The sequence below is a fragment of the Opitutaceae bacterium genome (genome assembly GCA_041395105.1).
Lineage (GTDB): Bacteria > Verrucomicrobiota > Verrucomicrobiia > Opitutales > Opitutaceae > B12-G4.
Window position 1 is genome coordinate 475,339 of record JAWLBB010000003.1, and the last position, 25,724, is coordinate 501,062.

26 protein-coding genes are annotated in these 25,724 nt (G+C 61.1%); 22 read left to right on the top strand and 4 right to left on the bottom strand.

Annotation, left to right across the window (positions count from 1 at the left end; genetic code table 11):
• Nucleotides 1-29: 29 nt before the first annotated feature.
• The 11 genes from R3F07_13595 (at nucleotide 30) to R3F07_13645 (ending at nucleotide 11,869) form a co-directional block, all read left to right on the top strand.
• Nucleotides 30-614, top strand: a complete 585-nt coding sequence (locus R3F07_13595; protein ID MEZ5277408.1) for a MarC family protein — start codon at nucleotides 30-32, stop codon at nucleotides 612-614.
• Nucleotides 614-1,351 carry a methyltransferase domain-containing protein gene (locus R3F07_13600; GenBank protein ID MEZ5277409.1) on the top strand — a complete coding sequence of 246 codons (738 nt, stop codon included), beginning with the start codon at nucleotides 614-616 and terminating at the stop codon, nucleotides 1,349-1,351. Before R3F07_13595 ends, R3F07_13600 begins: the two co-directional genes overlap by 1 nt.
• A 130-nt stretch (nucleotides 1,352-1,481) precedes the next feature.
• Complete coding sequence (locus tag R3F07_13605) at nucleotides 1,482-2,834, top strand: Gfo/Idh/MocA family oxidoreductase (GenBank protein MEZ5277410.1); 1,353 nt, start codon at nucleotides 1,482-1,484, stop codon at nucleotides 2,832-2,834.
• Nucleotides 2,831-4,153 carry a Gfo/Idh/MocA family oxidoreductase gene (locus tag R3F07_13610; protein MEZ5277411.1) on the top strand — a complete coding sequence of 441 codons (1,323 nt, stop codon included), beginning with the start codon at nucleotides 2,831-2,833 and terminating at the stop codon, nucleotides 4,151-4,153. Before R3F07_13605 ends, R3F07_13610 begins: the two co-directional genes overlap by 4 nt.
• A 2-nt stretch (nucleotides 4,154-4,155) precedes the next feature.
• Nucleotides 4,156-6,117, top strand: coding sequence for a hypothetical protein (locus R3F07_13615; GenBank protein ID MEZ5277412.1), 1,962 nt, complete (start codon nucleotides 4,156-4,158; stop codon nucleotides 6,115-6,117).
• A 43-nt stretch (nucleotides 6,118-6,160) separates the two neighbouring features.
• Nucleotides 6,161-6,616: a hypothetical protein gene (locus R3F07_13620; protein MEZ5277413.1), complete on the top strand. Its 456-nt coding sequence runs from the start codon at nucleotides 6,161-6,163 to the stop codon at nucleotides 6,614-6,616.
• A 9-nt stretch (nucleotides 6,617-6,625) separates the two neighbouring features.
• Nucleotides 6,626-8,002, top strand: coding sequence for a Gfo/Idh/MocA family oxidoreductase (locus R3F07_13625; GenBank protein ID MEZ5277414.1), 1,377 nt, complete (start codon nucleotides 6,626-6,628; stop codon nucleotides 8,000-8,002).
• 207 nt (nucleotides 8,003-8,209) lie between these two features.
• Nucleotides 8,210-8,890, top strand: coding sequence for a hypothetical protein (locus R3F07_13630; GenBank protein ID MEZ5277415.1), 681 nt, complete (start codon nucleotides 8,210-8,212; stop codon nucleotides 8,888-8,890).
• The gene (locus tag R3F07_13635; protein ID MEZ5277416.1) at nucleotides 8,862-10,424 is read left to right on the top strand and encodes a TIGR03663 family protein; all 1,563 of its coding nucleotides are present in this window, start codon (nucleotides 8,862-8,864) and stop codon (nucleotides 10,422-10,424) included. Before R3F07_13630 ends, R3F07_13635 begins: the two co-directional genes overlap by 29 nt.
• A 61-nt stretch (nucleotides 10,425-10,485) precedes the next feature.
• Nucleotides 10,486-11,280, top strand: a complete 795-nt coding sequence (locus R3F07_13640; GenBank protein MEZ5277417.1) for an FAD:protein FMN transferase — start codon at nucleotides 10,486-10,488, stop codon at nucleotides 11,278-11,280.
• Nucleotides 11,281-11,377: 97 nt separating this feature from the next.
• Nucleotides 11,378-11,869, top strand: a complete 492-nt coding sequence (locus R3F07_13645; GenBank protein MEZ5277418.1) for an N-acetyltransferase family protein — start codon at nucleotides 11,378-11,380, stop codon at nucleotides 11,867-11,869.
• Between the two features lie 90 nt (nucleotides 11,870-11,959).
• Here the strand turns inward: R3F07_13645 and R3F07_13650 are convergent, their stop codons facing one another.
• The gene (locus R3F07_13650; protein ID MEZ5277419.1) at nucleotides 11,960-13,060 is read right to left on the bottom strand and encodes a lipocalin-like domain-containing protein; all 1,101 of its coding nucleotides are present in this window, start codon (nucleotides 13,058-13,060) and stop codon (nucleotides 11,960-11,962) included.
• Nucleotides 13,061-13,302: 242 nt separating this feature from the next.
• On the opposite strand from R3F07_13650, the gene R3F07_13655 reads away from it, so the two are divergent.
• The 9 genes from R3F07_13655 to R3F07_13695 all read left to right on the top strand — a co-directional run bounded on the left by R3F07_13655 (nucleotide 13,303) and on the right by R3F07_13695 (nucleotide 20,530).
• Nucleotides 13,303-13,995, top strand: coding sequence for a DUF748 domain-containing protein (locus tag R3F07_13655; protein ID MEZ5277420.1), 693 nt, complete (start codon nucleotides 13,303-13,305; stop codon nucleotides 13,993-13,995).
• Between the two features lie 14 nt (nucleotides 13,996-14,009).
• Entirely contained in the window at nucleotides 14,010-16,541 is a 2,532-nt protein-coding gene (locus R3F07_13660; GenBank protein ID MEZ5277421.1) for a DUF748 domain-containing protein, read from the top strand.
• Nucleotides 16,542-16,625: 84 nt separating this feature from the next.
• Nucleotides 16,626-17,210, top strand: a complete 585-nt coding sequence (locus R3F07_13665) for a lipocalin family protein (GenBank protein ID MEZ5277422.1) — start codon at nucleotides 16,626-16,628, stop codon at nucleotides 17,208-17,210.
• A 40-nt stretch (nucleotides 17,211-17,250) separates the two neighbouring features.
• Nucleotides 17,251-18,171 (top strand): NAD-dependent epimerase/dehydratase family protein, encoded by a 921-nt coding sequence (locus R3F07_13670; protein MEZ5277423.1) that lies wholly within the window; start codon nucleotides 17,251-17,253, stop codon nucleotides 18,169-18,171.
• On the top strand, nucleotides 18,168-18,374 hold the full coding sequence (locus tag R3F07_13675; GenBank protein MEZ5277424.1) for a hypothetical protein: 207 nt from the start codon (nucleotides 18,168-18,170) through the stop codon (nucleotides 18,372-18,374). The genes R3F07_13670 and R3F07_13675 overlap by 4 nt, the downstream gene beginning before the upstream one ends.
• Before the next feature lie 89 nt (nucleotides 18,375-18,463).
• On the top strand, nucleotides 18,464-18,688 hold the full coding sequence (locus R3F07_13680; GenBank protein MEZ5277425.1) for a hypothetical protein: 225 nt from the start codon (nucleotides 18,464-18,466) through the stop codon (nucleotides 18,686-18,688).
• 98 nt (nucleotides 18,689-18,786) lie between these two features.
• Nucleotides 18,787-19,044: a GlsB/YeaQ/YmgE family stress response membrane protein gene (locus tag R3F07_13685; protein ID MEZ5277426.1), complete on the top strand. Its 258-nt coding sequence runs from the start codon at nucleotides 18,787-18,789 to the stop codon at nucleotides 19,042-19,044.
• Nucleotides 19,045-19,178: 134 nt separating this feature from the next.
• The gene (locus R3F07_13690; GenBank protein MEZ5277427.1) at nucleotides 19,179-19,982 is read left to right on the top strand and encodes an SH3 domain-containing protein; all 804 of its coding nucleotides are present in this window, start codon (nucleotides 19,179-19,181) and stop codon (nucleotides 19,980-19,982) included.
• Entirely contained in the window at nucleotides 19,979-20,530 is a 552-nt protein-coding gene (locus R3F07_13695; GenBank protein MEZ5277428.1) for a hypothetical protein, read from the top strand. Before R3F07_13690 ends, R3F07_13695 begins: the two co-directional genes overlap by 4 nt.
• Nucleotides 20,531-20,733: 203 nt before the next feature.
• Here the strand turns inward: R3F07_13695 and R3F07_13700 are convergent, their stop codons facing one another.
• From R3F07_13700 to R3F07_13710, 3 genes are read right to left on the bottom strand one after another with little or no spacing between them, the layout of a single operon-like run.
• A complete protein-coding gene (locus R3F07_13700) occupies nucleotides 20,734-22,128 on the bottom strand; it encodes a sulfatase (protein ID MEZ5277429.1) in 1,395 nt (464 codons plus the stop codon).
• The gene (locus R3F07_13705; GenBank protein MEZ5277430.1) at nucleotides 22,121-23,059 is read right to left on the bottom strand and encodes a uroporphyrinogen decarboxylase family protein; all 939 of its coding nucleotides are present in this window, start codon (nucleotides 23,057-23,059) and stop codon (nucleotides 22,121-22,123) included. Before R3F07_13705 ends, R3F07_13700 begins: the two co-directional genes overlap by 8 nt.
• A 43-nt stretch (nucleotides 23,060-23,102) precedes the next feature.
• Nucleotides 23,103-23,885 carry a phytanoyl-CoA dioxygenase family protein gene (locus R3F07_13710; GenBank protein ID MEZ5277431.1) on the bottom strand — a complete coding sequence of 261 codons (783 nt, stop codon included), beginning with the start codon at nucleotides 23,883-23,885 and terminating at the stop codon, nucleotides 23,103-23,105.
• Nucleotides 23,886-23,993: 108 nt separating this feature from the next.
• On the opposite strand from R3F07_13710, the gene R3F07_13715 reads away from it, so the two are divergent.
• Entirely contained in the window at nucleotides 23,994-24,875 is an 882-nt protein-coding gene (locus R3F07_13715; protein ID MEZ5277432.1) for an AraC family transcriptional regulator, read from the top strand.
• A 242-nt stretch (nucleotides 24,876-25,117) separates the two neighbouring features.
• On the top strand, nucleotides 25,118-25,724 hold a 607-nt coding region (locus R3F07_13720), incomplete at its 3' end, for a family 20 glycosylhydrolase (GenBank protein ID MEZ5277433.1).

Genomic DNA, 25,724 nt, shown 5'->3' on the forward strand with positions numbered 1-25,724 from the left:
GACACTTCGTCGTCAACCGCCGACCCGCCATGCTCAATCTCGCCCTGCTACTTTTCCTCGTGATGGATCCGTTCGGGAACCTGATCATCCTGAACAGCCTGCTCGCGCCCGTTCCCCCGGCCAAACGCCGGATGATCATCATGAGGGAAGCCCTTTTCGCGACCATCATCCTGATGATGGCCGTGTTCATCGGCGGTCCGCTCCTCCAGATGCTCGACCTCGAGGAATACTCGATCCGTCTGGCCGGTGGCATCGTGCTTTTCCTCATCGCCCTCGGCATGCTCTTTCCCTCGAAGAAGATCATCGAAGAACCGGGGACGGAAGCTCCCCTGATCGTTCCGATCGCCATGCCTCTCATCGCCGGTCCGAGTGCCATTTCCATGGTCATCCTCTTCTCGGAGAAACACCCGCACCTGACGGTGGCGATTGCTGTCCTGATCGCCTCGGCCGCTTCCGCCGCCGTCCTGGCCGTTTCGGCCGGCCTCTTCTCCTTTCTCGGCCGGCGGGGTGCCGTCGCCCTGGAACGATTGATGGGCATGCTGCTGATCATGCTCTCGGTCGAGATGCTGCTCGACGGCATAGACACCTACCTCCTTTCGCGCGTGTTGTCCTGATGTCGAAGCAGGGAGAAATCAATTACCTCGATCTGCTGGGGCCGGAAGGTCGGGTCCACGCGTTCAACAAGCCCTTTTCAGATGCCGACTGCGGCCGTTACCTGATCGATCTCGGCTTCATCATGAGCGTGCTTCCCCCCCCGCCCTGCCGCCTGCTCGACATGGGTGTCGGCACCGGCTGGACCAGTGTCTTCCTCGCCCGGCGCGGTTACCGCGTGACGGGAATCGATATCGCCCCCCAGATGATCGAACTCGCGGAAAAAAACCGCATCCGCTACGAGGCGGAGAACCTCGATTTCGTGGTGTCGGATTTCGAGGATCTCACGGTTGACGGCACCTATGATTGCGTCCTCTTTTACGATTCCCTCCACCACGCGATGGATGGAGAAAAGGCCATGGCGTCGGCCCATCGGGTCCTCAACCCCGGCGGGCTCTGCGTGACCCTTGAACCCGGTTACGGTCATTCCCGGACCAGCGACTCGCGACGAGCGATCGAGGAAATGGACATCACCGAACGGGACATGCACCCCGAGCGGGTCATCGCCCTCTCCGGACCGGCCGGATTCCAATCCGCCCGGATCCTTCACTTCGACTTCATTCCACGTGAGATCCGCAACCGGACCGGTCCCTATCGAGTGACCAAGGACAAAATCCGTCAGATCCTCCGCATTATCCGCGCGCCCGGCGACTATACCCGGGCCCTTGCCGAGCGAAACCTTGTCGTTCTTCAAAAGTAGAGACGTCCAACCCACCATGCCCTAACGATCCAGCACATTTCTCCGCGCAAAATCTCGCCAAGACCCGCTCACCCGCACAACATCGCCGTCTGCAATCACCACCCCCCTTCCCGCCATGCAAGATGACCCCGTGTCCCGTCGAACATTCATCAAGACTGCAGCCGCTGCCGCCGCCATTCCGGCCGTCCTTCCCAACGTCCTGAGGGCACAGGGTGAGCCCGGTCCGGCCGCTCCCGCCATCCTCAACGAGGATTCGAAGAAACTGCGCGTCGCCTGCATCGGAGTGGGTGGACGCGGCTGGTCCGCCGTCGAGGGAATGAAAGACGAGAACGTCGTCGCCCTCTGCGACGTCGATGATGAACGCGCCTCCGGGGCCTTTGAAATGATCCCCGGCGCCCTCCGCTATCGGGATTTTCGCAGAATGTTCGACGAGATCGGTTCGGAAATCGACGCCGTTACCGTTTCAACACCCGATCATATGCACTTTGCCGCAGCCATGGCCGCCATCCGCCTGGGCAAGCATGTCCTCGTCGAGAAACCGCTCACCCACAGCATCTGGGAAGCCCGACAGCTCACCTTGGCAGCCAGAGAGGCCGGCGTCGTCACCCAGATGGGCAACCAGGGCCATGCACTCGAGGGGACCCGGCTCGTCCGCGAATGGATCGAAGCCGGCGCCATCGGCCCCGTCCGCGAGGTCCATTTCTGGACCAATCGGCCCATCTGGCCGCAGGGCCTCAATCGCCCCGACCACTCGACCTGCATCCCGGTTATCCCTGCGACCCTCGACTGGAACCTCTGGCTCGGCGTCGCTCCGGAAAGACCTTACGATCCGGCTTATGTCCCGTTCAACTGGCGCGGATTCTGGGATTTCGGAACCGGTGCCCTCGGAGACATGGCGTGCCATATCATGGATGCGGCCTACTGGGGTCTTCAGCTGGGTGCCCCCACCTCGGTCGAGGCGGTCTCGACTTCGGTCAACGAGGAAAGTGCGCCCAAGGCTTCCATGATCACCTACCAGTTCCCAGCCCGTGGTTCCATGCCACCGGTCAAAGCGGTCTGGCACGACGGCAATCTCATGCCGTCCCTTCCCGATACGATCGCATCCGACTACCGATTCGATGAAGGCGGGGGAGTCTTCATTATCGGCGACGATGCCACCATCGTGACCAACACTTATGCCGGAACCGTCCGGATCGCTCCCGAAGCCCGCATGCAGGAAGTCGCCCGGGCCCAGATTCCCCGGAAATACGATCGGGTCAAGGGCGGCCATTTCCAGGAATGGATCGAAGCCTGCAAGGGCGGTCCGGTCTGTGGATCCAACTTCGAGTACTCGGGTCCCTTCACCGAAACCGTCCTGCTGGGCAATCTCGCCCTCCGGACCCGCCGGCGCCTCGAGTGGGACCCGGTCAATCTTCAGGTGACCAATGTTCCGGAAGCCAACCGATTCATCAAGCGCGACTACCGCCCCGGATGGGACATATGACAAAACCCCGATCCCGCCATCGCTCCGCCCACTCGCCGGAAACCCTAAGCCGGCGTTCCTTTCTCAAGCGTTCACTCGCCGGGGCCGGAGCCGTCTTTGCCTTCCCCACCATCGTCCCGTCATCCGTCTTCGGCGCCAATGCTCCGAGCAACCGGATCGTCCTCGGTGCGGTGGGCATGGGGAATATGGGGACAAGCAATCTCCGGGGATTCCTTGGCCGCGACGACGTCCAGGTCGTCGCCGTCTGCGATGTCGACAGCCTGCGACTCGAACGGGCGCGCCAGACCGTCAATAACGAAAACGGAACCGGCGACTGCGCCGCTTACGCCGATTTCCAGGAACTCATCGCCCACCCGGGACTCGACGCCGTATCCCTGGCCACCCCGGATCATTGGCATGCCCTCGTCGCCATCGCCGCCGCCCGGGCCGGGCTCGATATCTACGGCGAAAAACCCTTCTCGCACGATCTCCGGGCCGGCCGGGCCATGTGCGACGCCGTTCAGCGTTACGGCCGGGTCTGGCAGACGGGCAGCTGGCAGCGATCCGAGGAAGATTTCCACCACGCGGCCGAGCTCGTCCACAACGGACGTATTGGAAAAGTGCATACGGTCGAGGTCGGACTGCCCAACGGCACCTTCCGGGAGGATCCGCCGGTCCAGGAAGTGCCCGGGAATCTCGACTGGAACCGCTGGCTCGGCCCCGCTCCCTGGACCCCCTACCGCGGCGTGTCCCACTGGGACTGGCGCTGGGTCCTCGACTGGGGCGGCGGTCAGATGCTCGACTGGATCGGACACCATGCCGACATCGCCCACTGGGGCCTCGGCCTCGACCGGACCGGTCCCGTCTCAATCGAGGGTGTCGGCGAGTTTCCGGGCGGCGCCCTTTATGACGCGCCCATCGCCTACCGTTTTGTCTGCCGCTACGCCAACGGGGTCGAAATGACCGTCGCCAACGGGGCGCAACTGCCCAAGGGTGTCGGGGTTCGCTGGATCGGCGACAAAGGCTGGATCTGGGTCACTCGAGGCGGAATTGCCTCCGAACCCGCCGGTCTCATTCACGAGCGGATTGTTCCGGGCGAATCAAGACTCTACGCCAGCCGCGACCATCGGGGCAATTTCATCGACTGCGTGAGGAACCGCCAGCTCACCATCACCCCCGCCGAGGTCGCCCATCGCTCGGCCAGTGTCGGCCATCTCGGACAGATCGCCATGCTGACCGGCCGCCGGATTCGCTGGAATCCGGAAACGGAAGAAATCGTCAATGATCCCGGTGCGTCCGCTCTGCTCGGCCGCGCCTGCCGCGAACCCTGGATTCTCTGAAAATGGCCACTCGAATCTCCGGCCGGCTGGCCGCCATTCTCTTCACCGCCTGTGGGCTTGCCCTGAACACGGTGGGAAGCCAATCCGCGCCAACCGGGCCCAACCCGCCTGCCCCGCTGGATACGGCGGTGCTCACCTATACGGCAGGGGACGACTTTTCCGCGTTTGCCGACGCCGCCGAATCACTCCGGGGGGCCTCGCCTGAGGAGAAACGCGCAACCGAGGATCTGCTGCTTCTCCTTCTCCAGAACCCGGGAGCGACCCAGGCGGCCCGGGTCGAGATCCTCGCCCTGCTCGAACTCGCGGCCGGCCCCGCCTCCGTCGAACCGGTCGGCCGGCTCCTGACCGATCCGGTCCTCTCTTTCTCTGCCCGGAGGGTTCTTCAGGATCTGGATTCCCCCCTGGTCAATCCCATTCTTCTGGCCGCCGTTCGCGAAACCCGGGGCGAAATGAGGATCGGTATGATCGGCTCCCTCGGTCATCGACATGCCCTGGAAGCGGTCGAACCCCTGGCCGCCCTCGCTTCCTCCGCAGACCTCCCGACGGCCCGGGCGGCCCTGCGGGCACTTGCAGAGACCGGCAACATCGAAGCCGCCGCCGCCCTGATCGAGACGTCGGTTGACCCTGAGGTCGAGAACGACCAACTGGACGCCCTTCTCCTGATTGGAGAATCCCTGCGAAGGAAGGACTTCACCAACACCGCCGGGGCGATTGCAGAACTCCTGATTGCTCCATCCTACCCGGTCCAGATTCGTCTGGCGGCCTACCTGCTTCTCGCTCGAACCATTCCGGAAAACTCGGCAGACGTATCCATCCGCATGCTGGAAAGCGGCGAGCCGGAACTGATCGCCGGCGGCCTCAGTCTGGTGGCCGCCGCACAACCGGCGGACGCAACCCGCCGATTCGCCGCACTGATGACATCGCCGGGGATTCCCACCGTCGCCCTGCTCGAAGCGCTGGTCGCCCGCGGAGACATCGCTGCCCGGTCCGCCATTCTTTCCCTGACCAATTCCGACGATACGGATTTCCGGGCGGCCGCCCTCGAGGCCCTCGGCGTCCTCGGTTCACCCGAGGAAGTAAATCTGCTCATCGCCCGTCTCCAGGCCGGGAAGGAAGAATCGCGCGCCGCCCGGACAGCCCTCGTCCGCCTCCCTCAGCTCGAGGTCGATGTCGAACTTCTTCGACGCTACCGCACATTTGAGGAACCTCCCGCTTCGGAACTGGCCGGCATCCTGGGGGATCGCAGCAACCGGGCGGCCGTCCCCTTCATGCTCGAAGCCGCCCTTCGCCCGGATAAAATCGGACGCGAATCGGTCAGAGCCCTGGCGTCGTTGGCGGAACCGTCCGACGTGCCCGAGCTCATCGCTCTGCTCGACCTGGTCCCTTCGGGATTTCGCCGGGGAGTGGAGCAGGCGGTCGCGGCAGCGATGAATCGCTCCGATCTGAGCCCGCCCTCCCTCGACCCGGTCCTCGGTTCCTATGCGGCCGCCGGACCGGACAATCGGCTGTCCCTGCTGCGAATCGCCGGGGCGATCGGCGGTCCCGAGGCATCCGCCAAGTTTCTCGACGTCTTCCGGAACGGCCCGCCAGCGGAACGCGAAACGGTCCAGGGCATTCTCGCCACCACCACCGATTCACGCTACCTCGAGACCCTGCGGATCCTGACCGCCGGGACGGACGACCCATCCAGCCGCACTGTCTTTATTCGCTCAGTCCTCAGGCTCTCCGAAAAGCTGCCAAACTGGAAGGCCGACGATGCAGTCGACATCATCGCATCGGTCGCTCCCTTGGCGCAGAGCCGGGAAGAAAAGAACATGATCATCGAGGCCGCCTCGGAACGGCCGACTCCGGCTGCCCTTGAGATCATTCAGGGATTCCTCGATGATCCCGAACTGGCCGGGGAAGCCCGGGCCGCCGCCGCCGTTGTTTCCGAAGCCCTCTCCGAAGACTCCCAGCTTCCCTGATCTCCCAGCCCACTCATGGCAACCTCCACCACCCGCGTTTCCTATGACTGAAAAAGACGTATCCACCAAACCGATCATCGGCTGGTCCGACGCCACCTGGGCGTTCATGCTCATCCGTCTGTTCCTCGGCTTCCGCGCCCTCATCGCCGGAATCGAGAAGTTCGAGCTCGATGGCGTTTACAGCATGGAGAATTACTACGCCAACATGCGGAGAATGGGCGAAGGGATCGCCTCGTCATCCTTTCTGCCCTCCTGGATGACCCTTCCCTATGCCTATACCCTGGGCCACCTTCTCGTGGTTCTCGGCATCCTCCTCCTCCTCGGAGTCAAATCGAGGTTGATGCTCATCCTCAACGGCCTGACCTTCCTCTCCCTTTCCGTTGGCCTGATGGCAGTCGAGGAATCCGGCGGAGTCGCCTGGCTGGCCATCCACGTCATCCTCTGTGCGGGTGGCCTGCTCCTTGTTTCACACAACCGCTTCGCCCTCACCCGGAACTGAACAGTGCCCATGCCCATCTCGGACGACGGACAGAACCCTACACCGCCGAGCGCCCTTTCGCGGCGCGCTTTCATCCGCTCGGGCGTCGCGGCCGGTGCCGGTATGATGATGGCCAACCCCATCCCCGCCTTCGCGCAGAATTCCAAGGCCAAAGGTGAGGACCTCAACGTGGCCATCATCGGAACCGGCGCCCAGGGCCGGGTCCTCATCGATGCGGCCCTCGGCATTCCCGGCATCCGCTTCAAGGCGGTCTGCGATATCTGGGAATACAGCCAGCGTTACGGTGAACGCTACCTCGGAAAGAACGGACATGCCGTCACCGCCTATACCGACTACCGCGACATGCTGGCCAAAGAACCCGACCTCGATGCGGTCATCGTGGCCACACCCGATTTCGTCCACGCGGAGCACGCCATCGCCTGCATGGAAGCCGGCCATCACGTCTACTGCGAGAAACTCATGTCCAACACGGCCGAGGCCGCCCGCCGCATGGTGAAAACCTCGCAGGAAACCGGCAGGCTGCTGCAGATCGGACACCAGCGACGAAGCAATCCCCGGTATCAGCACGCCCTGCACAACCTGCTCGGGGAGGCCCGCCTGCTCGGCCGGATCACCAACGTCAACGCCCAATGGAACCGGGCCGTGACCGAGGACCTTGGTTGGCCCGAGAAATACACCATGGATCAGGACACCCTCGCGCGTTACGGCTACGCCAATATGCACGAGTACCGCAACTGGCGCTGGTATCGCAAGTATGGCGGCGGGCCGATTTCCGACCTCGGAGCCCACCAGATCGATATTTTCAACTGGTTCCTCGGTGCCAATCCGTCCTCGGTCATGGCCGGCGGCGGGATCGACTACTACAAGAACCACGAATGGTATGACAATGTCATGGCCATCTACGAGTTCCCCACTTCCGAAGGGATGGTCCGGGCCTTCTACCAGGTGCTGACCACGACCAGCGCCGGCGGCGGATACTTCGAATACTTCATGGGTACGGACGGGTCACTCAAGATCTCGGAAAACCCGAAGATCACCGCCGCCTACCAGGAGGCGCATGCCCCCGATTGGGATGAGTGGGTCAGGAAGGGCTATATTATCCGTTCCGGAAGCGCCGACGACCCCAAACCCTGGGAGAAAAAGAGATCTGTCGTCGTCGATGCCCGGGAGACCGCCCAGCTGGCCGCCTGGAAGATCCCGATCGAATTGAACAAGGCCATCCATCAGCCGCACCTGGAGAACTTCTTCGACGCAATTCGTCACGGAGTTCCCCTCAATTGCCCCGGGGAGCAGGGCTACGCCTCCTGCGTCACCGTCCTCAAGGTCAACGAAGCCGTTGCCGCGGAACGAAAACTCGATTTCAAGGCCTCCGACTTCGTGGTCTGAACCTGAATGGTCCTAACCTATGGGTGATGCATGACGGATCACGATTTGTAGCGGCGGCAGTCTCTTGCCGCAAATCCACGACGACACGCCCCAAGAGACTGGGGCGTCTACACCTGACGAATGAACAAACACCAAGTACCGGTTCCGACTCGAAGAATCGTCCCAACCCAGTCTGACTCACCCGGAATCTGATCCACTGCCATTCCCATGACACCATCACGCCTCCACACCGCCCTCTCCACCCTTGCCCTCCTCGCCCTCCTGCCGCTCGGTCAGTCGCTGACCGCCGCCGACGAAGTCCCGCTCGAGACCGAATTGCCCAAGCCGCTTTTCGTCGGCACGCCCAAGCCGATCAAGGTGCCCAACCTCGAACCCCTGCGACAGGGAAAACGTCCCGACTTCATGGTTCCGGCCGGAACCACCAACCTGGCGGCGGGCAAGGAAGTGACCGGCAGCGATGAATGGCCGGTCATCGGTGAACTCGAGTACCTGACCGACGGAGACAAGGAGGGAACCGACGGCTACTTCGTCGAACTCGGTCCCGAACTCCAATATGTCCAGATCGATCTCGAGAAAGAGGCCGCCATCAGCGCCGTGATTGTCTGGCATTACCATGCTTCACCCCGGGTCTATCACGATGTCGTGGTCCAGGTGGCTGACGATCCGGAATTCAAGAGCGGCGTCAGAACGATCTTCAACAACGACAACGACAATTCCGCGGGTTTGGGCGTCGGCTCCGACCGCCCCTACATCGAGTCCTACGACGGCCGCCTCATCGATGCCAAAGGTGTCCGGGGCCGCTACGTTCGCCTCTACAGCAATGGGAGCACCGCTGACGGCATGAACCACTATATCGAGGTTGAAGTCTTTGGGATACCAGTCGGGTAAACGACTGCCGGAAGTCTTCGCGATTGTCCTGTTGATTGTCGCGGCTTCCTGGCTTCGCTTCAGCGGACTGACCGACAAACCCCTGCACAACGATGAGGCGGTCCAGGGCTACAAGACCGGACTGCTTCTCGAGACGGGGGACTACCGGTATGATCCCGAAGGCCACCACGGTCCCTCGCTCTACTTCCTCGATCTGCCGATCGCCCGGGTCCGAGGAGAAAAGACCCTGGCCGGACTGAGTGAGCTTTCCCTCAGGTTACTCCCGGCCCTCGCCGGCGTTGCAACCATCGTCGCCGTCCTTCTCCTCGCGCCGGCGATCGGGCCGGCCAATGCCCTTCTCGGCGCAGCCTTCGCGGCCCTTTCACCCCTACAGGCGTATTTCAGTCGCCACTACATTCAGGAGCCCCTCCTCGCTCTCTTCGCCCTGCTCGCCATCCTTGCCCTTCTGGCCTATGCCCGAAAACCCGGAACCCTCCCGGCGGCCGCTTTCGGACTCGCTGCCGGTCTGATTCATGCAACCAAGGAGACCTGCCTCATCCTTGGTCTGAGTCTGGCAATCGCCCTGATCGCTGAAGGGCTTCTCGACCGGGAGGCTACCCGCTCACGGCTCCGTGTCCTCTTTCAGGACCGACACCCGTTTCGTGACCTTCTGGCAGCCCTGCTCTGCGGCACCCTCGTCTCCTTCCTCTTCCACTCGTCCTTCCTCGAGCATCCAGCCGGCTTCATCGATGCCTTCCGGGCCTACCTCCACGGCGCGGAACAGGCCGCTCTGCCCGAACACCAGAAGCCCCTCCTTTACTACCTGGGGCTTCTCGTCGGGGGACCCGCGGCCGGCCGGTTCTGGTCGGAGTCACTCATTCTGGTTCTTGCCGGAATCGGTTGGGTCCGGACCCTGACCGGCCCTGACCGGACCATCCCCGCCCATCACTCCCTTCGATTGATCGGTTCCGCCTCGATCGTTCAACTCGTCGTCTACAGCCTCATTCCCTACAAGACTCCCTGGCTGCTCATCGTCCCGGGGCTCGGCCTCTGCATCCTCGCCGGCTCCGGCGCCGCCCTTATCCTGCGCGTTCTCGGCCGCCAGCACGCCCTCGGCATCATCGGCGCATTGGGGCTCGCCTTGGGACTCGCCCACCTCGGCCTCCAGGCCCGCCGGGCCTGCGGACCCTATGCCGCGGATCCGCGCAATCCCTACGCCTATGTGCAGACGGTGACAGACATCCTGAAGGCTCCCCTCCGGATCGGCGCCCTCTCGGAAGTCGCCGGGCGTCCGCTTCGCATCAAGGTGATCGGCGAGGAATACTGGCCACTGCCCTGGTACCTCCGCATGTATCCAGCGACCGGATACTGGAGCACCCCGCCGCCCGATGCGGATGCGGACGTGGTCATCTCGACGGCCGGCCTCGACGACCGGGTGGAAGCCTCCCTGAAGGACGCCTACCAGGCCGAGTTCATCGGACTCCGCCCCGGCGTCGTCCTCATTCTTCGGACCCGGATGGATCTCTGGCAATCCTATGTCAAGACCGTGGAGTGAATCCATCGACCCGGGGACGGAGGATACCCTGCAACGGTGCCATCGGCTGCGGCACCGGGCAATGAACACCACCTTCGAGATGGTCATCGATCATCCTGACGGGGCCTACGCACGCCAGGCCGCCCGGGCCTCCTTTGACGAGCTGGACCGGCTGGAAACCTGCCTGAGCCGCTTCGTTGATGGCGGTGATATCAGTCGCCTCAACCGGGCTCCGGCCGGGCAATCGATCCACCTGGGAGCAGATGCCTGGGCCTGCCTGCACGAGGCCGTCGAACTGCACACCGTGACTTATGGAGCCTTCGATGTCTCCCTGGGGTCGGGCCTGCCGGCCCTCGTCCTTGATCCCAAATCGTCCAGTGTTCGAAAGGCGGCCGACCACACCGACATCGACCTCGGTGGAATCGGCAAAGGCTTCGCCCTCGATCGATTGGTCAGTCTCCTCGAGGACTGGGGGATCCGCCGGGCATGCCTCATCGGAGGCGGCAGCAGCATCCTCGCCCTCGACCCACCGGAGGGGATTGCGGGCTGGCCGGTCGGCCTGGGAACCGGCAGCAGTTCATTTCGCATTACCCTCTGCCAGGCCGCGCTCGGCGCCTCGGGCACGGGTAGCTTGGGCGAGCACATCTGCGACCCGGTCGATCCATCCCGAATGCTGCCGACCCGTCGCACCTGGGTCTGCGCCCGGAACGCCACCTGGGCGGACGCCCTCGCCACCGCGTTCATGGTCCTTGCTGAGGACAGGATCGACTCCATCTGCCACAACGTCGAAGAACTCGCGGCCCTTATCGAGCACGAGGAGCCCGCCGGCATCCGGCCATCACTCCACGGTCACCCCCCCCTGCGGAATCCGACCTGAGAAGACGACACTGGACGATGGCGGTCGATCCTCCAATCAGCCCCATGGGTCTTTCCACCTTCAATTCTCCGACCTTCAGACCGCCCCCTTTTTCTCAATGCAAGCCTCCATCCGACCCGCTACTCGCGCAGATCTCCCCGCCATCCTCGAGGTCTACAACCACTATGTCGCCCATTCAACCGCCACATTCGACCTCGAACCGCGCTCCGCCGAGGCCGGGACAATCTGGCTGGAAAACCGCAGCGACCGCCATCCTGTCCTCGTGGCCACGGTCGGGGACAAGGTTGTCGGGTGGGCCTCGCTGAGTCCCTGGTCGCATCATGGCGGGTACCAGAACACCGTTGAACTTTCCATCTATGTCCAACCCGGAATGACCGCCAAAGGCATCGGATCCCAACTGCTCCGCCGGATCCTAGAGGCAGGTGAAGATCTCGGACACCGGTGCATCATGGCCCGGATCAGCGTTGAAAACGACCGCAGCCGGGCGCTCCACCAGCGCAACGGTTTCGAAATCATCGGCATCATGCGCCAGGCCGGCGAAAAGCACGGCCGCCTCCTCGATGTCACGCTCCTGCACTACCTCACCTGAAGTGGAGCCACTGCGCTGCGCCCTGAGCCTGCCGAATCGCTGTGCCGCGGTCCCGTCCTCTTGCCCCTTCGCCCTTTGACCTCCGCAGTCTCAGAGCCTTCCTTCCATACTCTCCGCATAGCCGGTCAGTTCCGTATAGGCCGATCCGACCTCCTTGCCCGCTTCGTCAAGAACCCGGCCCGCCCCTTCCCAGTAGGCAATGCCGCCAATCCCTCCGGAAAGCTCCTGGACCCGCGCCAAGGGACGGACCTCGAAGACCACCTCGCGATCCGTCACCGGATCGGTCGTCCGGAGTCTGTAGGCGATCGGATAACGCCCGCCCGTCTGCGGGCTCTGCCACCAATCCAGCGCCTCCCACTGGAATTGATCGACGCCCAAATGGGTGACCATTCCGTCAGAACCCACCCAGGCCAGCGTCGAAAACGGATCCGAACGACCGTCCTCCAGCCGCAACCGATAGGCCATGATCTCCCGACCGTCCTCCAGCTGAATGCTCACCCAATCCCAGCCGACCTGACCTCCGGAAAGCTGACTGCTGCTGATCTCGTGGTCCATCCATGCCTGTCCCGTGACCGCGACCTCGGCACCCTCAATGGTGAGGACGCCCGACACGTTGAGGCGCGGAAAGGTGATATAGTGGCTGGCGGCGGTAGGGTCCGAACCCTTGCGGGAAACACCGTCCCGGCCGAAGAAGATCTTTGGTTTGGCCGGCACCAACTCGAGATTGAGGGAAGCCTCGGCCCGAACCGACGCCAGCAGGTGCATGCGTTCTTCAGAGGAATCCACCATCGTCAACGACCAGTTGCCATTCTGCAGATCAAGCGTCTCGGTCGAAGAAAACGCGTCCCATCCCTCCCGATTGAGGCGCTCCTCGTGCAGAAACTGCCCCGAGGCGATATCCAGCAGGGCGGAATGGGCCAGATAGAGGTCCGACGAACCGAACGCACCCCCGCGACTCTCCGGATGGTTTTCCCGAGGTCCCGCCTGTCGGAAGAACGTGGCCTGGAAACCATACCGTTTCCCCGCATCGGACCAAAGGTGCCCTGTCAGGTACCACCACTCGATCCGGAATTCCGGATGGCTTCCGTGATCCCGGGGAAAGACAAAGGAACGTCCGGGCTGAGGGACCGCAAAATCGTCCACCGTCCTCGGCAAGAGAGCCGGTTCCGCCGCCGGAAGCATCGAAGCCATCCACACGAATACCAACCCAAAGACAGTTACTCCGGTTCTGTTCACGACTTTGACCGTAAAGGGATTCGGCTGCTCGGCAACCCGCGCCGAAGTATTCCGGGCTTCCTTAAGATATCCGGTCATTCCGCGGGTCGGAATCCGGAAGGACCGCGGTCGGCGGGACCCATGGACTGCGGTGCCACGAACCGAAAAAAAGGGGTGCGGTCCACTCTTTTCCGTTTAGGATACATCTCCAGAAAATCATGATCGCCTCAATCACCTGGTTTCTTTTCAGCTCCCGGCTGCGCATCTTCCTGACCACTGCTTCAGTTCTGGTCGGCCTCTATGCCCTTGCCGGATTCGTCATCGTCCCGTGGCTGGCCCGCCCGCGCATCGTCGAAACCGTCTCGGAATTGACGGGCCGCGAAACCCGGCTCGATACCCTCAAGCTCAACCCGTTCTCTCTCTCCGGGACGATGGAAGGATTCGAAGTCACCGACACCGACGGGGAGAAGCTCCTCTCCTTCGATCGGGCCCACGCCAATGTCGAGATCTTCTCCTTTCTCTTCCGGGGCACCTACCACCTGAGCATTCTCGACCTCGCCCGACCCTATTTCCGCTTTCAGATCAACAAAGACGGTTCACTCAATGTCGCCGACCTCATCAACCAGGTAACCGCCATCGCCGACGCAGAACCGGACCCGGACTCTCCACCCAAGGTCCTCAAGATCGACGATTTCAAGGTCACCGATGGTTCGATCTCCGTTACCGACCTTTCGCGCTCGGCCGATTTCACCTCGGTCATTGCCCCCATCACTTTCGACATTACCGGCTTCCACACCGGCGGCGAATCCGACGCCCCCTACGCCTTCTCGGCCACCTCCGAATCCGGCGAAGCATTCTCCTGGAAGGGCTTTGTCGCCTTCAACCCCTGCGATCCAAGGGGGCATTCGTGATCAGCGGCTTCTCCATGCCGAAGTATGAGCCGTTCTACGACATTGTCCTCGAAACCAACATTGTCCGCGGAACCGTCGCAGTGACCGGAAACTACGAGTACTCCTCCGGAGCCGAAGGGGTGATGCGCCTTGAAGACGCCGCCATCACCATGGAGAACCTCGAGGTTGTCCGTGGTTCCGACCAGAGCCCCGTGCTTTCGGTTGCCAAAGGCTCGATTGCCGGCGCCAATGTCGACGCCCTCACCCGGCGGCTCGAGGTCGATGCCATCGTTTTCCAGGATGGCACCCTCAACGCAAAGCGGCTTCAAGACGGCCAGATCGACTTGATCACCCTGGTCAATGAATCCGTTTTCTCGCCCGGGTCGGTTGACGGGGAGACCGCTCCTCCGACCGCGCCGATCGATGCGGAGACGCCCTCCCCAAGTTATCATGTCCACTCGGTCAATCTGAATGGGTTCACCATTGAGTTGATCGATGAGACCGCGCCCACCCCGGCCGCATTCGATCTCGACAACGTCCGCCTCAGCGCCGTCGATATCCGCAGCGAGCCCGGTGAACCGGTCACCGTGAGCCTGGGAGCGGAGGTCCGGTCGGGCGGATCAATCACCGTGGACGGAACCGCCATCGTCCAACCGATCAGTTCAATGCTGACTCTCAAGATCGCAGACCTCGCCCTGAAGCCCGGAAATCCCTATCTCAAGGAATTCGCCGACATCGCCCTTGCGGGCGGACGACTGACGGTAACCGGACAGGCCATTGCGAACCTCGAAGGTGATAAACCCGCAGGCGGCTTCCAGGGTGACATCCAACTGAATGCGATCCGTCTCGTCGGTGGCGATCTCGAACAGGATCTCGTCACCCTGACCCGGATGGATTTCCAGGGGCTGAAGGCCGAACTCGAACCGATGTCCGTCGAAATCGGATCGATCACCCTGGTCGACCCCCGAGCCACCATCCTGATGAATGAGGACGGTTCCATCAACCTGCTGCAGGCACTTCGAGTAAGCCGGGACGAGACGCCGGCCGAGGAGACGGAGAGCGAAGCGGAGCCGTCCACCGCCGAAGCCTCCGACGCACCCACCGGGCTGGTCCTGCCTTTCCCGATCACCATCGGGGCGATCAATCTCGAAAACGCCGGAGCCCTCGTCACCGACCGCTCGGTTACGCCGTCCGTCACCATCGGCATGGAGACTCTCTCGGGAACCATCTCCGGACTCTCTTCTGAAGAACTCGCCCGGGCCGACCTCGACCTGGCCGGCAGCCTGACCGGCGGCACCCGGCTGGCCGTCACCGGCAAGATCAACCCGCTGATTGAGGATCGATACAGCGATGTGGCCATGACCTTCAAGGACTTCAACCTGACCGCCGTCAGTCCCTATTTCGGCAAGTACGCCGGCTACGCCCTCCAGAAAGGGAAATTGTCCTTCGACTTCAAATACAAGATCTCCCAGGCGGACCTCGAGGGAGAAAATATCGTCGTCATCGACCAGTTGACCCTCGGCGAGAAGGTGGAAAGCGAGGACGCCCTCAAGCTGCCCATCCCGCTCGCCATCTCCCTGATGAAAGACAGGGACGGCGTCATCAACCTCGATATTCCGGTATCCGGGAATCTCAATGATCCCGAATTCGGTTTCGGCCGCGTCATCACGGCTGCCATCGTCAATGTCATCACCAAACTGGTGACTTCGCCGTTCTCGATGCTCGGCGGTCTGATTCCGGGCGGATCGGATGTCGACCTCAGCTTTGTCAGCTTCCCGGCCGGGAGTATCGAACTGGACGCCGAAGCCTCGAAAAAAATCGAGGTGCTCGCGAAAGCGCTCAACGAGCGCCCCACCCTCAATGTCGAGATTGTCGGCGGTGCCGGAGGAGCGGCCGAAGCCACTCTGCTCAAGACGAGTCAACTCGACGACAACCTGCGCGTCATCCGCTGGCGCGAACTGAAGGACGCCGGAAACAAAGCCATCATCCTGGATGAAGTCGTCCTCACCCCTGAGGACCGGGATCGTCTCGTCGTCCACGCCTTCAACCTGACCTTCCCCGATGAGGCGGTCGACCCGGGGGTCACTTCCGCCAAGACCTCCGGGAAAGCACCAAGACCGTCGACACCGGCAACCGCTGCCGCCGCGCCAGCCGCCGGGGAACCCGCAAAATCGGAAGGTGGCGGGATCTTCGCCTATCTCGGCCGGGTGTTTTCCGGCAAGTCCGGCTCCTCGGATTCGCAGCCGTCGGGGACTCCGGCACCCGCTCCGGTTGCCGAGCCCGTTCCTGAACCCGGACCCTCCGACATCGCCGTCCCCGAACAGACCGACGCCGCGCCTGCTCCCGACCTCACGGTCACCCAGATGGAATCCCGCCTCCTCGAGACCCTCCAGGTCGCCGATGAAGATCTGAGAAAACTCGCCGACGCCCGCGCCGAAGCGATCCGGTCGTCCCTCGAAACCGTCGGTGGGATCTCGCCCGACCGGCTCTTCGTGGTGGCACCGGAGGATCCCGCGGCCCTGTCGGCCCAGTCCGGCGAACCGCGCGTCAGCTTCAACCTCGAATGAACCCCCGCGGGCCGTCCGGGTGCCGCCGACCGTGCCGATCGCGATCAAAAACAAACCGTAGTATAGACCGTATTCTTTTTCATCATGAAACAAAACGTAGTCTGCTACGTTTTGTTTCATGACCATCCGCCTCCCCTCATGCGCCGATTTCTCATCGCCCTTTTCCCCCTCCTGCTCGGAGGATGCCTCGGCCTGCCGGAGAACATCGAACCCGTCCGCGGGTTTGAACTCGAGCGTTACCTGGGGAAATGGTACGAAATCGCCCGCCTCGATCATTCGTTTGAGCGCGGACTTGAACAGGTGACGGCCGAATATTCGCTGCGCGAGGACGGCGGGGTCAGGGTCCTCAACCGTGGCTATTCCGTGACGAAGGGCGCATGGAAGGAAGCCGAGGGACGGGCCTACTTCGTCGAGGAAGAAACATTGGGCTACCTGAAAGTCTCCTTCTTCGGGCCGTTCTATGGGTCCTACATCGTCTTCGAATTGGACGAAGCGGACTACCAGTATGCCCTGGTCGCCGGCCCGAGTACCGATTACCTCTGGTTGCTTTCGCGGACCCCGACCATGGATGCCGGTCTGATGAAGGAACTGCTGGAAACCGCCCGCAGCAGGGGTTTCGACACGGACAAACTGATTATCGTGAATCAGGACGGCACCGGAAGAGAGTGAAACGGGAGCGCATCATCCACCTCCGGACTGTCCCGCCATCATGAACACGCTGATCATCGGAGGGAGCGGCCATCTCAGCGGAACCCTGGCACTGGTCGCCCTCGGCAAAGGGCATACCGTCTGGATTGTCACCCGGGGAAACAAGCCCGTTCCCGAAGGCGTCACCCCGCTCATCGCCGATCGTAAAGACCACACCGCCCTGAGCGCGGTCATCGCTGGTCAGGACCAGGTCTGGGACCTTGTTGTTGACTGCATCTGCTTCGACGAGGCGGACATGCGCCATGACATCGAGCTTTTCCGCAGCCGGGCGCGCCATTTCGTCTTCGTCTCCACGGATCTTGTTTACCATCCATCCCGCCGCAGGTTTCCCCAACCGGCAGAGACCGGGGACTATGTGCGACCGGAAGACGCCCTTCCAGCCTACGGATTGAAAAAGCGGGAATGCGAAATCGCTCTCCAGAATGCCGATACCGGCGGGATGGCCTGGACCATCGTGCGTCCCTGTCACATCTACGGCCCCAGGTCGGAGCTCGGCTGCCTTCCCATGCACCAACGCGATCCCCGGATCATCCATCGCATCCGCGCCCGCGAAGCGATCCGTCTGGTCGGCGGCGGACGTTTCCTGCAGCAGCCGATTCGAGCGGACGATCTCTGCGAGACAATCCTCAGCGCGAGCGGAAACAGGAAAGCCGCGGGAGGCATCTTCAACACAGCGGGACCCGACATCATCGAATCGTGGCACTACTACCGGATCATCGCCGACACGCTGGGAGTTCCCCTCGAGATCGAGGATCTTCCGGTGGCCTCCGCCCTGGCTGAGCACCCCGAACTTGCGCCTTCTCTCTGCCACCGGATTTACGACCTCAGTCCGCTCGCGGCCGCCGGCCTTCATGTTCCCGCGACTCCCATCGAGATCGGACTCCGACTTCACATCAATGGTCTTCTGGAGCGCCAGTCATGAGCTACGTCGAATTCAGGGATTCGATCCAGGCCGACCTGAAAAGGAGCCCCTCCGGGAAGACCTGGAAGGAACTTCAGCAGTCACTGAACCTCCCCTACAAACGCCCGTGCCCGGAATGGGTCGGCCGACTGGAGCGGGAGATCGGCCTCCTCCGGGATGCCCGGCGTGGCTCTGCCCTTGTCTGGAGAGTCGCTTTGCCGTGACCTGAGTGGCCTTTCCTCCCGGCCGTTCATTTCGCCCCGATCCTCAAATCTTTCGCCTTTCACCTCACCAGTTCAATCAACCCTGCAAAATGGAATCGCTACGAAAAGTCCTCGTCCTGGACAATGAAATCCAGGCCCAACTCATGGGGGGAATTCTGACCGAGCGTGAGATTCCCCACTTCATCCGAAGCTACGATGACCTCGCCTACGGGGGGATTTTTCAATCGCAGAAGGGCTGGGGCCAACTCGAAGTCCCCGAGAGCCTCCATGCCGAAGTCCGGGCGATCTTCGACGAACTGAATCAGCAGGAGTAAATGACCCCCACCAGAAAGTTCTTCCCAGCCTGTGGACCGATTCCACGGAGACCAGTCGGAGCCCGTTCCGCATAAACCCGAAAACCAGGAGAGAGACCATGGACCTCAACCAATTCATCGTATTCATCATCATCGGAGGCGTGGCCGGATGGCTGGCCGGTCTGATCATCAAGGGAGGAGGCTTCGGCATTCTCGGCAACATCATCGTGGGCGTCCTCGGTGCCGTCCTTGGTGGATGGCTCTTCGGAGTCCTCGGAATCTCACTCGGCGGCGAGTGGATCGGCCCGATCGTCACCGCCACCGCCGGTGCGGTCGTCCTTCTCTTTGTCATCGGCCTCATCCGCAAAAAGCCCTGAGGCGTGCTCCGGACGCCACGGTGGACGATCGATCACCGCGTTCTGATGAAGGTCATCATTGGAGCCGGCGATCAGCGATAGGACGGCTGGATCGCCACCCAGGTCGACGAACTGAACCTCGTCGCCGAGGAATCGTGGAAACGGTTTTCGGCGAAGCAGGGGCGGAGGCGTTTCTCTGTGAGCCTGTGCTGGAACACCTGACCCTTGAGGAGGGAGCGATCGCCGCAGGGACACTCTTCGAATACCTGAAACCGGGCGGCTTTGCCCGGATCGCCGTGCCCGATCGACATTTCCCGGATGAAGACTACCAGCGAATGGTGCGGCCGGGAGGGCCGGGACCCTCGGATCACCCCGCCGCAGACCACAAGATCGTCTACGGTTACCGAGAACTGACCCGGGTCTTTGAAAACGCCGGATTTGAGGTCAGACTTCTGGAATACCACGACGAGAATGGGAACTTCCAATTGCACGATTGGGATCCCGACATTGCTCCGGTCTATCGCTCATCGAAGCTCGACTCACGAAACCAGAACGGCAGAATCGTCACTCATCATCGACGCAGTCAAACCGCCGGCATCATGAACGCGGCATCGACGCACATACGTTCATTTGAATCCGCTCCACGGGTGCATGAGGGAGAAAAGGTCGTCTTTGAGCGATTCGACTCCAGGAACCCTGCCTGGTTCTTCGGACGCGACCCGAACGCCGTTGAAGGCTATTTCCCGACGGACTGGTTTCTCATCAACCAAGCCGATGGAACCGCGACTGCACGCCGCAGTTATGATGGCATGGAACTGTCGGTGAGCGCCGGTGATGCCATTGCACTGGAAGAGGAATACGGTGGCTGGGTACTTGTCACCTCGGGTGAACATCGGGGCTGGATTCCCAAGGCGTGCCTGCCGCCGGAGAACCTGCCGTCTCACCGACCTGACCGATGAAAATCAAAACCCTCCCGGAGGCACGCAGGTTCGTGAAGCAGGTGCGCCTCTGCAGTCTGTTTTCTGACAAGACGGGAAGCCTTCCGTCTCTCTGGGACGCCGTCGACCTGCCCGATCGTCGGCCCGGCGAGAGCGGCTGGGGAGAAAAAATCGGCGCGGTCTGGAATTGGAAGAACCGTCTGCCCGCGGAATACCCGGATGAGATCTTCTACGGAAAGATCAAGGGAGGATCCGCCGTTCTCATGACCCTCGACTACCTCCGGGATGTCCATTACCCGGAAGCACACAAGGAGCTTCACGACTGCCGTCGACTTGCCCGGCAGATCTACGAAGTGATCCGAACCGATCTCCTCGATACCACTGCACTGCGGAAAGAATCCATCGCCCGATTCAACTGCACCAAGAGTCGATTCGATACCGCACTGAAGGAACTCCAGATCACGTTGAACATTGTCCGCTCCAATGATCCTGACGCGGAAAGAGACACCTGGGTCCGCTTTCAGGAAATCTACCCGGAAATCTACGACCACCACCATCCGGGACGGTAGATCACGTTCGCATCGGCCCCGTGCGGCGGCCTGCATGCAGGCCACCCAAACTCACCCGACAATCTGTCCACCCACGACCAGACCGTCGGTCGGCGGTAATCCGGCAACCCGTCGACCCCGTGAATGCCGTCCATGATCAGCCGGTCTTCAACGCATCGCCCGCCGCCTCTTGACGGATCCATCAGGATCCATGCGTGAATACCTCAGCGGTTTCCATTTGTTGAAGGTAAAGGAAACGTGTCGTCCACCCGTTCAATCCATTCCGCAAGTTGAGCCTGCAACTGACCACGGCGTCGGTGGCTTGACCGGTAATAGGCCAGGTTATTCAGTTCGAAGGGATCCGCGTTCAGGTCAAAGAGGACCCACGGTTGATTCTCGAAACACGCATACTTCCAACCATCCTCGGTTATGAGGCCCCGCCAGGGTCGATCCACACAGTGGCCGAATCTAGAGGGCCGGCAGTATTGCAGATAGGCGCTATCCGGAGGTCGGGCGGCCTCACTGGTGGTCCACGAAATCTGGGGAGCGTAATTGAACCCTTGCATGGCGGCCGGTGGTTCGATTCCACAGAGGCCAAGCGAGGTTGCCGCGACATCGACATGATTGATGGGGTGGTTAAGGACTTGAGGCTTCACGAGCCCCTCGGTTTCATAAAATGGAATTCCTCCCAACCACGAAGGGGATTTGCAATGATTCTGATAGACGCTTGTTTTTCGCATCTGTCCGTGGGATCCCAACATTTCTCCGTGATCGGAAAAAAACATTAGAATGGTATTCTCGAAAAGCCCCAGCCGGTCCAACGCGTGACGAATACGGCCAAGATTGTGGTCGAGGTTCTCAATCATCGCGTAGTAACCGGCCAGTTGCCTGGAGGCCTCGCGGCGGATCGTATCATAGGGCGGCACATTGGGACGGAGTTGGATCGTTCCCGGCGTATGCCGTTGCATCCAGTGTTCAGGGGCGATGAACGGATTATGTGGAGGGATCACCGAGAGAGCGCAAAAGAAGGGAGGTGAACTGGCCTGTCGGTCCGGATGCCTGTCCCTGCCCACACGCGCCGGTACGGATTGTTCTTCGAGATACCGAATCAACAGACTGGTCATTTCGTCGGTCTCGTACCCCTTCAAACGAAAATGATCCACCTCGGTTCCGTCTCCATCATGTCCGTGCACCCAGCAATCAAAGGGCACAAGGTTGTTTTCGTACCCCATCCAGCGCTTGAACCCTCCCCGGCGGTTGCGGGGAACGGTATGGAACGCGGCCCGCCCCACTTTTTCCTTGAACCCGTCGATGTGCCACTTGCCAAACCAGGCGGTGTCATACCCGGCTGCATTGAAGGCGTCCGCTACGGTGGGCATTCCGTCTGGAAGTGGATCTTCGTGGCCCGGGACGCACTGATGAGGATAGCGCCCTGTCAGCAGCGATCCACGAAACGGGCTGCACAGCGGAGTTCCCGCCACGGCGTTCCTGAAGACGGTGCCTTCCGCGGCCATCCGATCCAGATTGGGCGTGTGAAGATTGGGGTCTCCGGCAAAACCTGTCGCACATCCGCGATGCTGGTCGCCAAATACCCAGATAATGTTGGGACGTTCAGTCATAGACCCCTTCTCTTCTCCAAATATCCATCATGAGGGCATACCTGTGAAGCGGCAATCCGGTGAAAATGCAATTACTGGTGCCGAAAATATAACCTCCTCCAGGCAGACCTTCCCGCAATGAACGCCGGACGTCCTCCACCACCTCCTCTTCCGTTCCACTCTGCAGGAGCCCACAGTTCACGTTCCCGATCAGACACACCCTCCCAGTGACCAGGCGCTTCATCCGCGCCAAATCCACCCCCCCCTGCGGATCGAGGCTGTGCAGAGCGTGTGGGTTCGCATCAAGCAGATCGTGAACGATCGGCATGATATTGCCGTCGGTGTGTTTGATCACGTAGAAACCCATATCCCTGTAGCCCTTGACGAGCTGATGCAGAAAGGGAGTCACAAACTCCCCGAACATGGCAGGAGAGAGAAACGGGTTGTCGTTGAAGCAATAATCCGCGCAAAGGCAAAATCCGTCAACCAAACCCCATTCCTTTATCGTGCCGGCACGAGCCAAGGCCGCATCGACCCGTCGCTGCGCCTCGTTCTTCATCGCCTCCGGCTCATCCGCAAGTCGGCTGACAAAATCCATCATCTCGGCCCCGGAGGGGATCGCATAGGTGGCATCCCCGTGCAGAAGGACCAGATAGTCGAGATTGGACAATTCCCTCAGGTGCAGGACAGAGAGGCGAAGATCCTCCTGGCACCAACCGCCAGGCGCATGGAAGAGGATTCCCGCCTGTTCGAACCGACGGGCCACGGCGAGGTGCAGGTCCGCCACGTCCCTCCGGTGGAGATCCTGCTCCGCCGCCGACATCTGCAGCCACTGGCGGTAGCATCGATGGGACGGATGGATTCTCCCGAATGCCTCCATCGTCAGCAGGAAACTCAACTCAAAATGTGGCACCCGTCCGTTCGGCGGCCCACAACAGAGAGCGTTGATCATTGAATCTCTCGAGTCATGCCATCGCGAAGCCCCAAATCCCGGACTATCGCTCGCCCGTTGTCTTCGCAGCCAAGGACCGCTTCATGGTCCGATTGAATCCCGACAGGGTCAGTTGTTCATTGGGATGGTGGTGGCATTCATCCATCCGGTCGTCGCCCGAGTGCAACTGGGCGAGAACCGTCTTGCGAATCCGGGCGGATCGGTTCGACATCGACCCGTGAAGCGTGAAATAGTGGAAGAAGAGAACATCCCCTCTCCTGCATTCGACCGGAACAGCCTTTTCAAGTGGATAGTCGCTCAACGTCTTGCTCGGGTTTTTTCCATCGGACTCTTCCATTCGCCCCAGTCGATGTGTTCCAGGGTAGACCCGAAGACAACCCATCTCCTCGCTGGCATCTGAGACATGCACAACTCCGGCGATCATCGTGTCCTTTTGCATCGGGAAATAGGACCAGTCCTGGTGAATGGGAAAGGGAGCGCCTTTCTCGGCGGGTTTCTGAAAAAGCTTCGAATGATGCAGGATAATATCCCGACCGAGAATCTCCCGGGCAACGGAGAGGAAACGAGGATGTAACCACGCTTGCATCCAGGCGGCGGAGAACTTCTGCACGTTATGGGTGTGGTAGAGTTCGGTGACCTGTCCCTGGTCAATCTGGTCGACCGCACTCCCTTTCCAGCGCGCGTTAACCGCTTCTCCGTTGTCCCTGAGTTGGTCTACAATCGCATCAAAGTGTCTTTCCAGCTTGTCCATTTCGGCCGTGGAGAAAACCCTCTCCGCGCGATAGAAGCCGTCCCTTTCAAATTGTTCTTTGATTGAAGAATCCATTTTCGTCAGCCCTCTTTCTTGGTTTACCCTGAGATGATGGAAAATCATACCATCCAATCACAAACAGGGCTATTGCATCACCGGTCAAATTATTGACTATTTCGGCCAATGATACCGTTCCTCGATCCGGTCGAATGGCAGGAAAACTATGGACGATTCCTCCTCAACGCACGAACCGGAGGCTATTGTTCGTTTGACCAGAACCCGACCAATGGCCTTCACTCTCACGACTTCCACGAGGTTTGCCTGATCACGGCTGGAAGAGGAAACTATCGCTGCGAAGGAGTCGACTACCCCCTGCAGCCGGGGGATGTCATCCTGGCCCTGCCCAACGCCAAGCACGAGATTTCCTCCATGCAGACACGGGACCTTCAGCTCGTTTTCTTCGCGTTTGTTATTCATTCCGGCCACACCGGGTCCTTCTCAGGAGAGCGGGAGAGACTCATATCCAGTATCCGGAACTCAACGCGCGTTCACGCCGGCGGTCACCGCCGGCTTCTAGGGTATCTGCAGATTTTCAGCCGGGACCTGGAAATGAACTGGGTGGTCACGCGTGCGCTCGGATCCTTCCTGACTGAGCTGCTGTCCTCCTTTTCGCCCAGCCGACCCGAAAACGAGGGTACTCTGGAAAAAGCCAGCGTCGCACGGGCGGTCGACTATATTGATGTCAACATCCGCAATCCGATTCAGGTGGCCGAGATCGCCGGGGCGATCGGAATCTCGGAAAGGTCCTTGCGACGGTATTTCTCGCGCCTCCTCGAGAAGACCGTGATCGAAGTCATCAGGGAAAGAAAACTCAACCGGGCCTCCGCCCTGTTGCTGATGAATTTCGACATCGGTTCCGTCGGCAAGATCATCCACATGGAGCCCTCCCACTTCAGCCGGACATTCAAGAAACAGTTCGGGGTCAGCCCGAGGGAGTTCCAGAAAGCACACCGTCGACAGACTCCACCGAAAAGCCCTGTCGTCCGTTGCCTTCCCCGGGACTGACCGATTGTAGTGCCCGGCTTGCCGTTGATCATCTCTGTTCTGCTCCCATGCCGAATGCCCGCCCATCCGTGGCTTTTAGGAGAGTAGGATCTTTTCGAAACAAAAAATGACAATTTCGCAACTAGCGTTTCGTTTGTACTCGATCACTATCCAATAGTGCGCCATGTTGCGGGACTTTCCCGATCCGATTTCCCATGCAGTCCGAGCCGAATGAAGGACCGAGAAAAGAGAAGACAATTGGAATGCGCGATTCATCCCTCATCCCACTCCCACAACACGCGAAGCGGCTCGCGGGCACCACCACGCTGAGTGCCGGCACAACAATCGTATATCCGCCCGGAGCCCGGGAACTTGAACCCGCTGCCCGCCACCTGCAACTCTGGTTGGGAGATCGGACGACCGGACTGCCCCAGCCGCCAACTTGCAGGGAGATCCATCTGACCACCGAACCGGCGCTGGCGGCTGAAGCCTATGACCTTTTCGCCACACCGGAGAGAATCGCGATTCGCGGCGGGGATGCGGCCGGTGTCTTCTACGGCCTACAGACCCTCAAGCAGATGACCCGGCCCTGGACAGGCGGGCAAGCGGGCCTGACTCTTCCCTGCGTCGAGATCAACGATGCCCCCGCCTTTTCCTATCGGGGAATGCACCTGGATGTCGTCCGGCATTTTTTCCCGGTAACATTCATCAAGAAGTACATCGACCTGCTGGCCGGCTACAAAATGAACCGGTTTCACTGGCACCTGACAGACGACCAGGGATGGCGGATCGAGATCAAGCAGTACCCGAGACTTCAGGAAGTCGCCGCCTTCCGCAGGGAGACAATGATCGGCCACCTCGACGATCAAC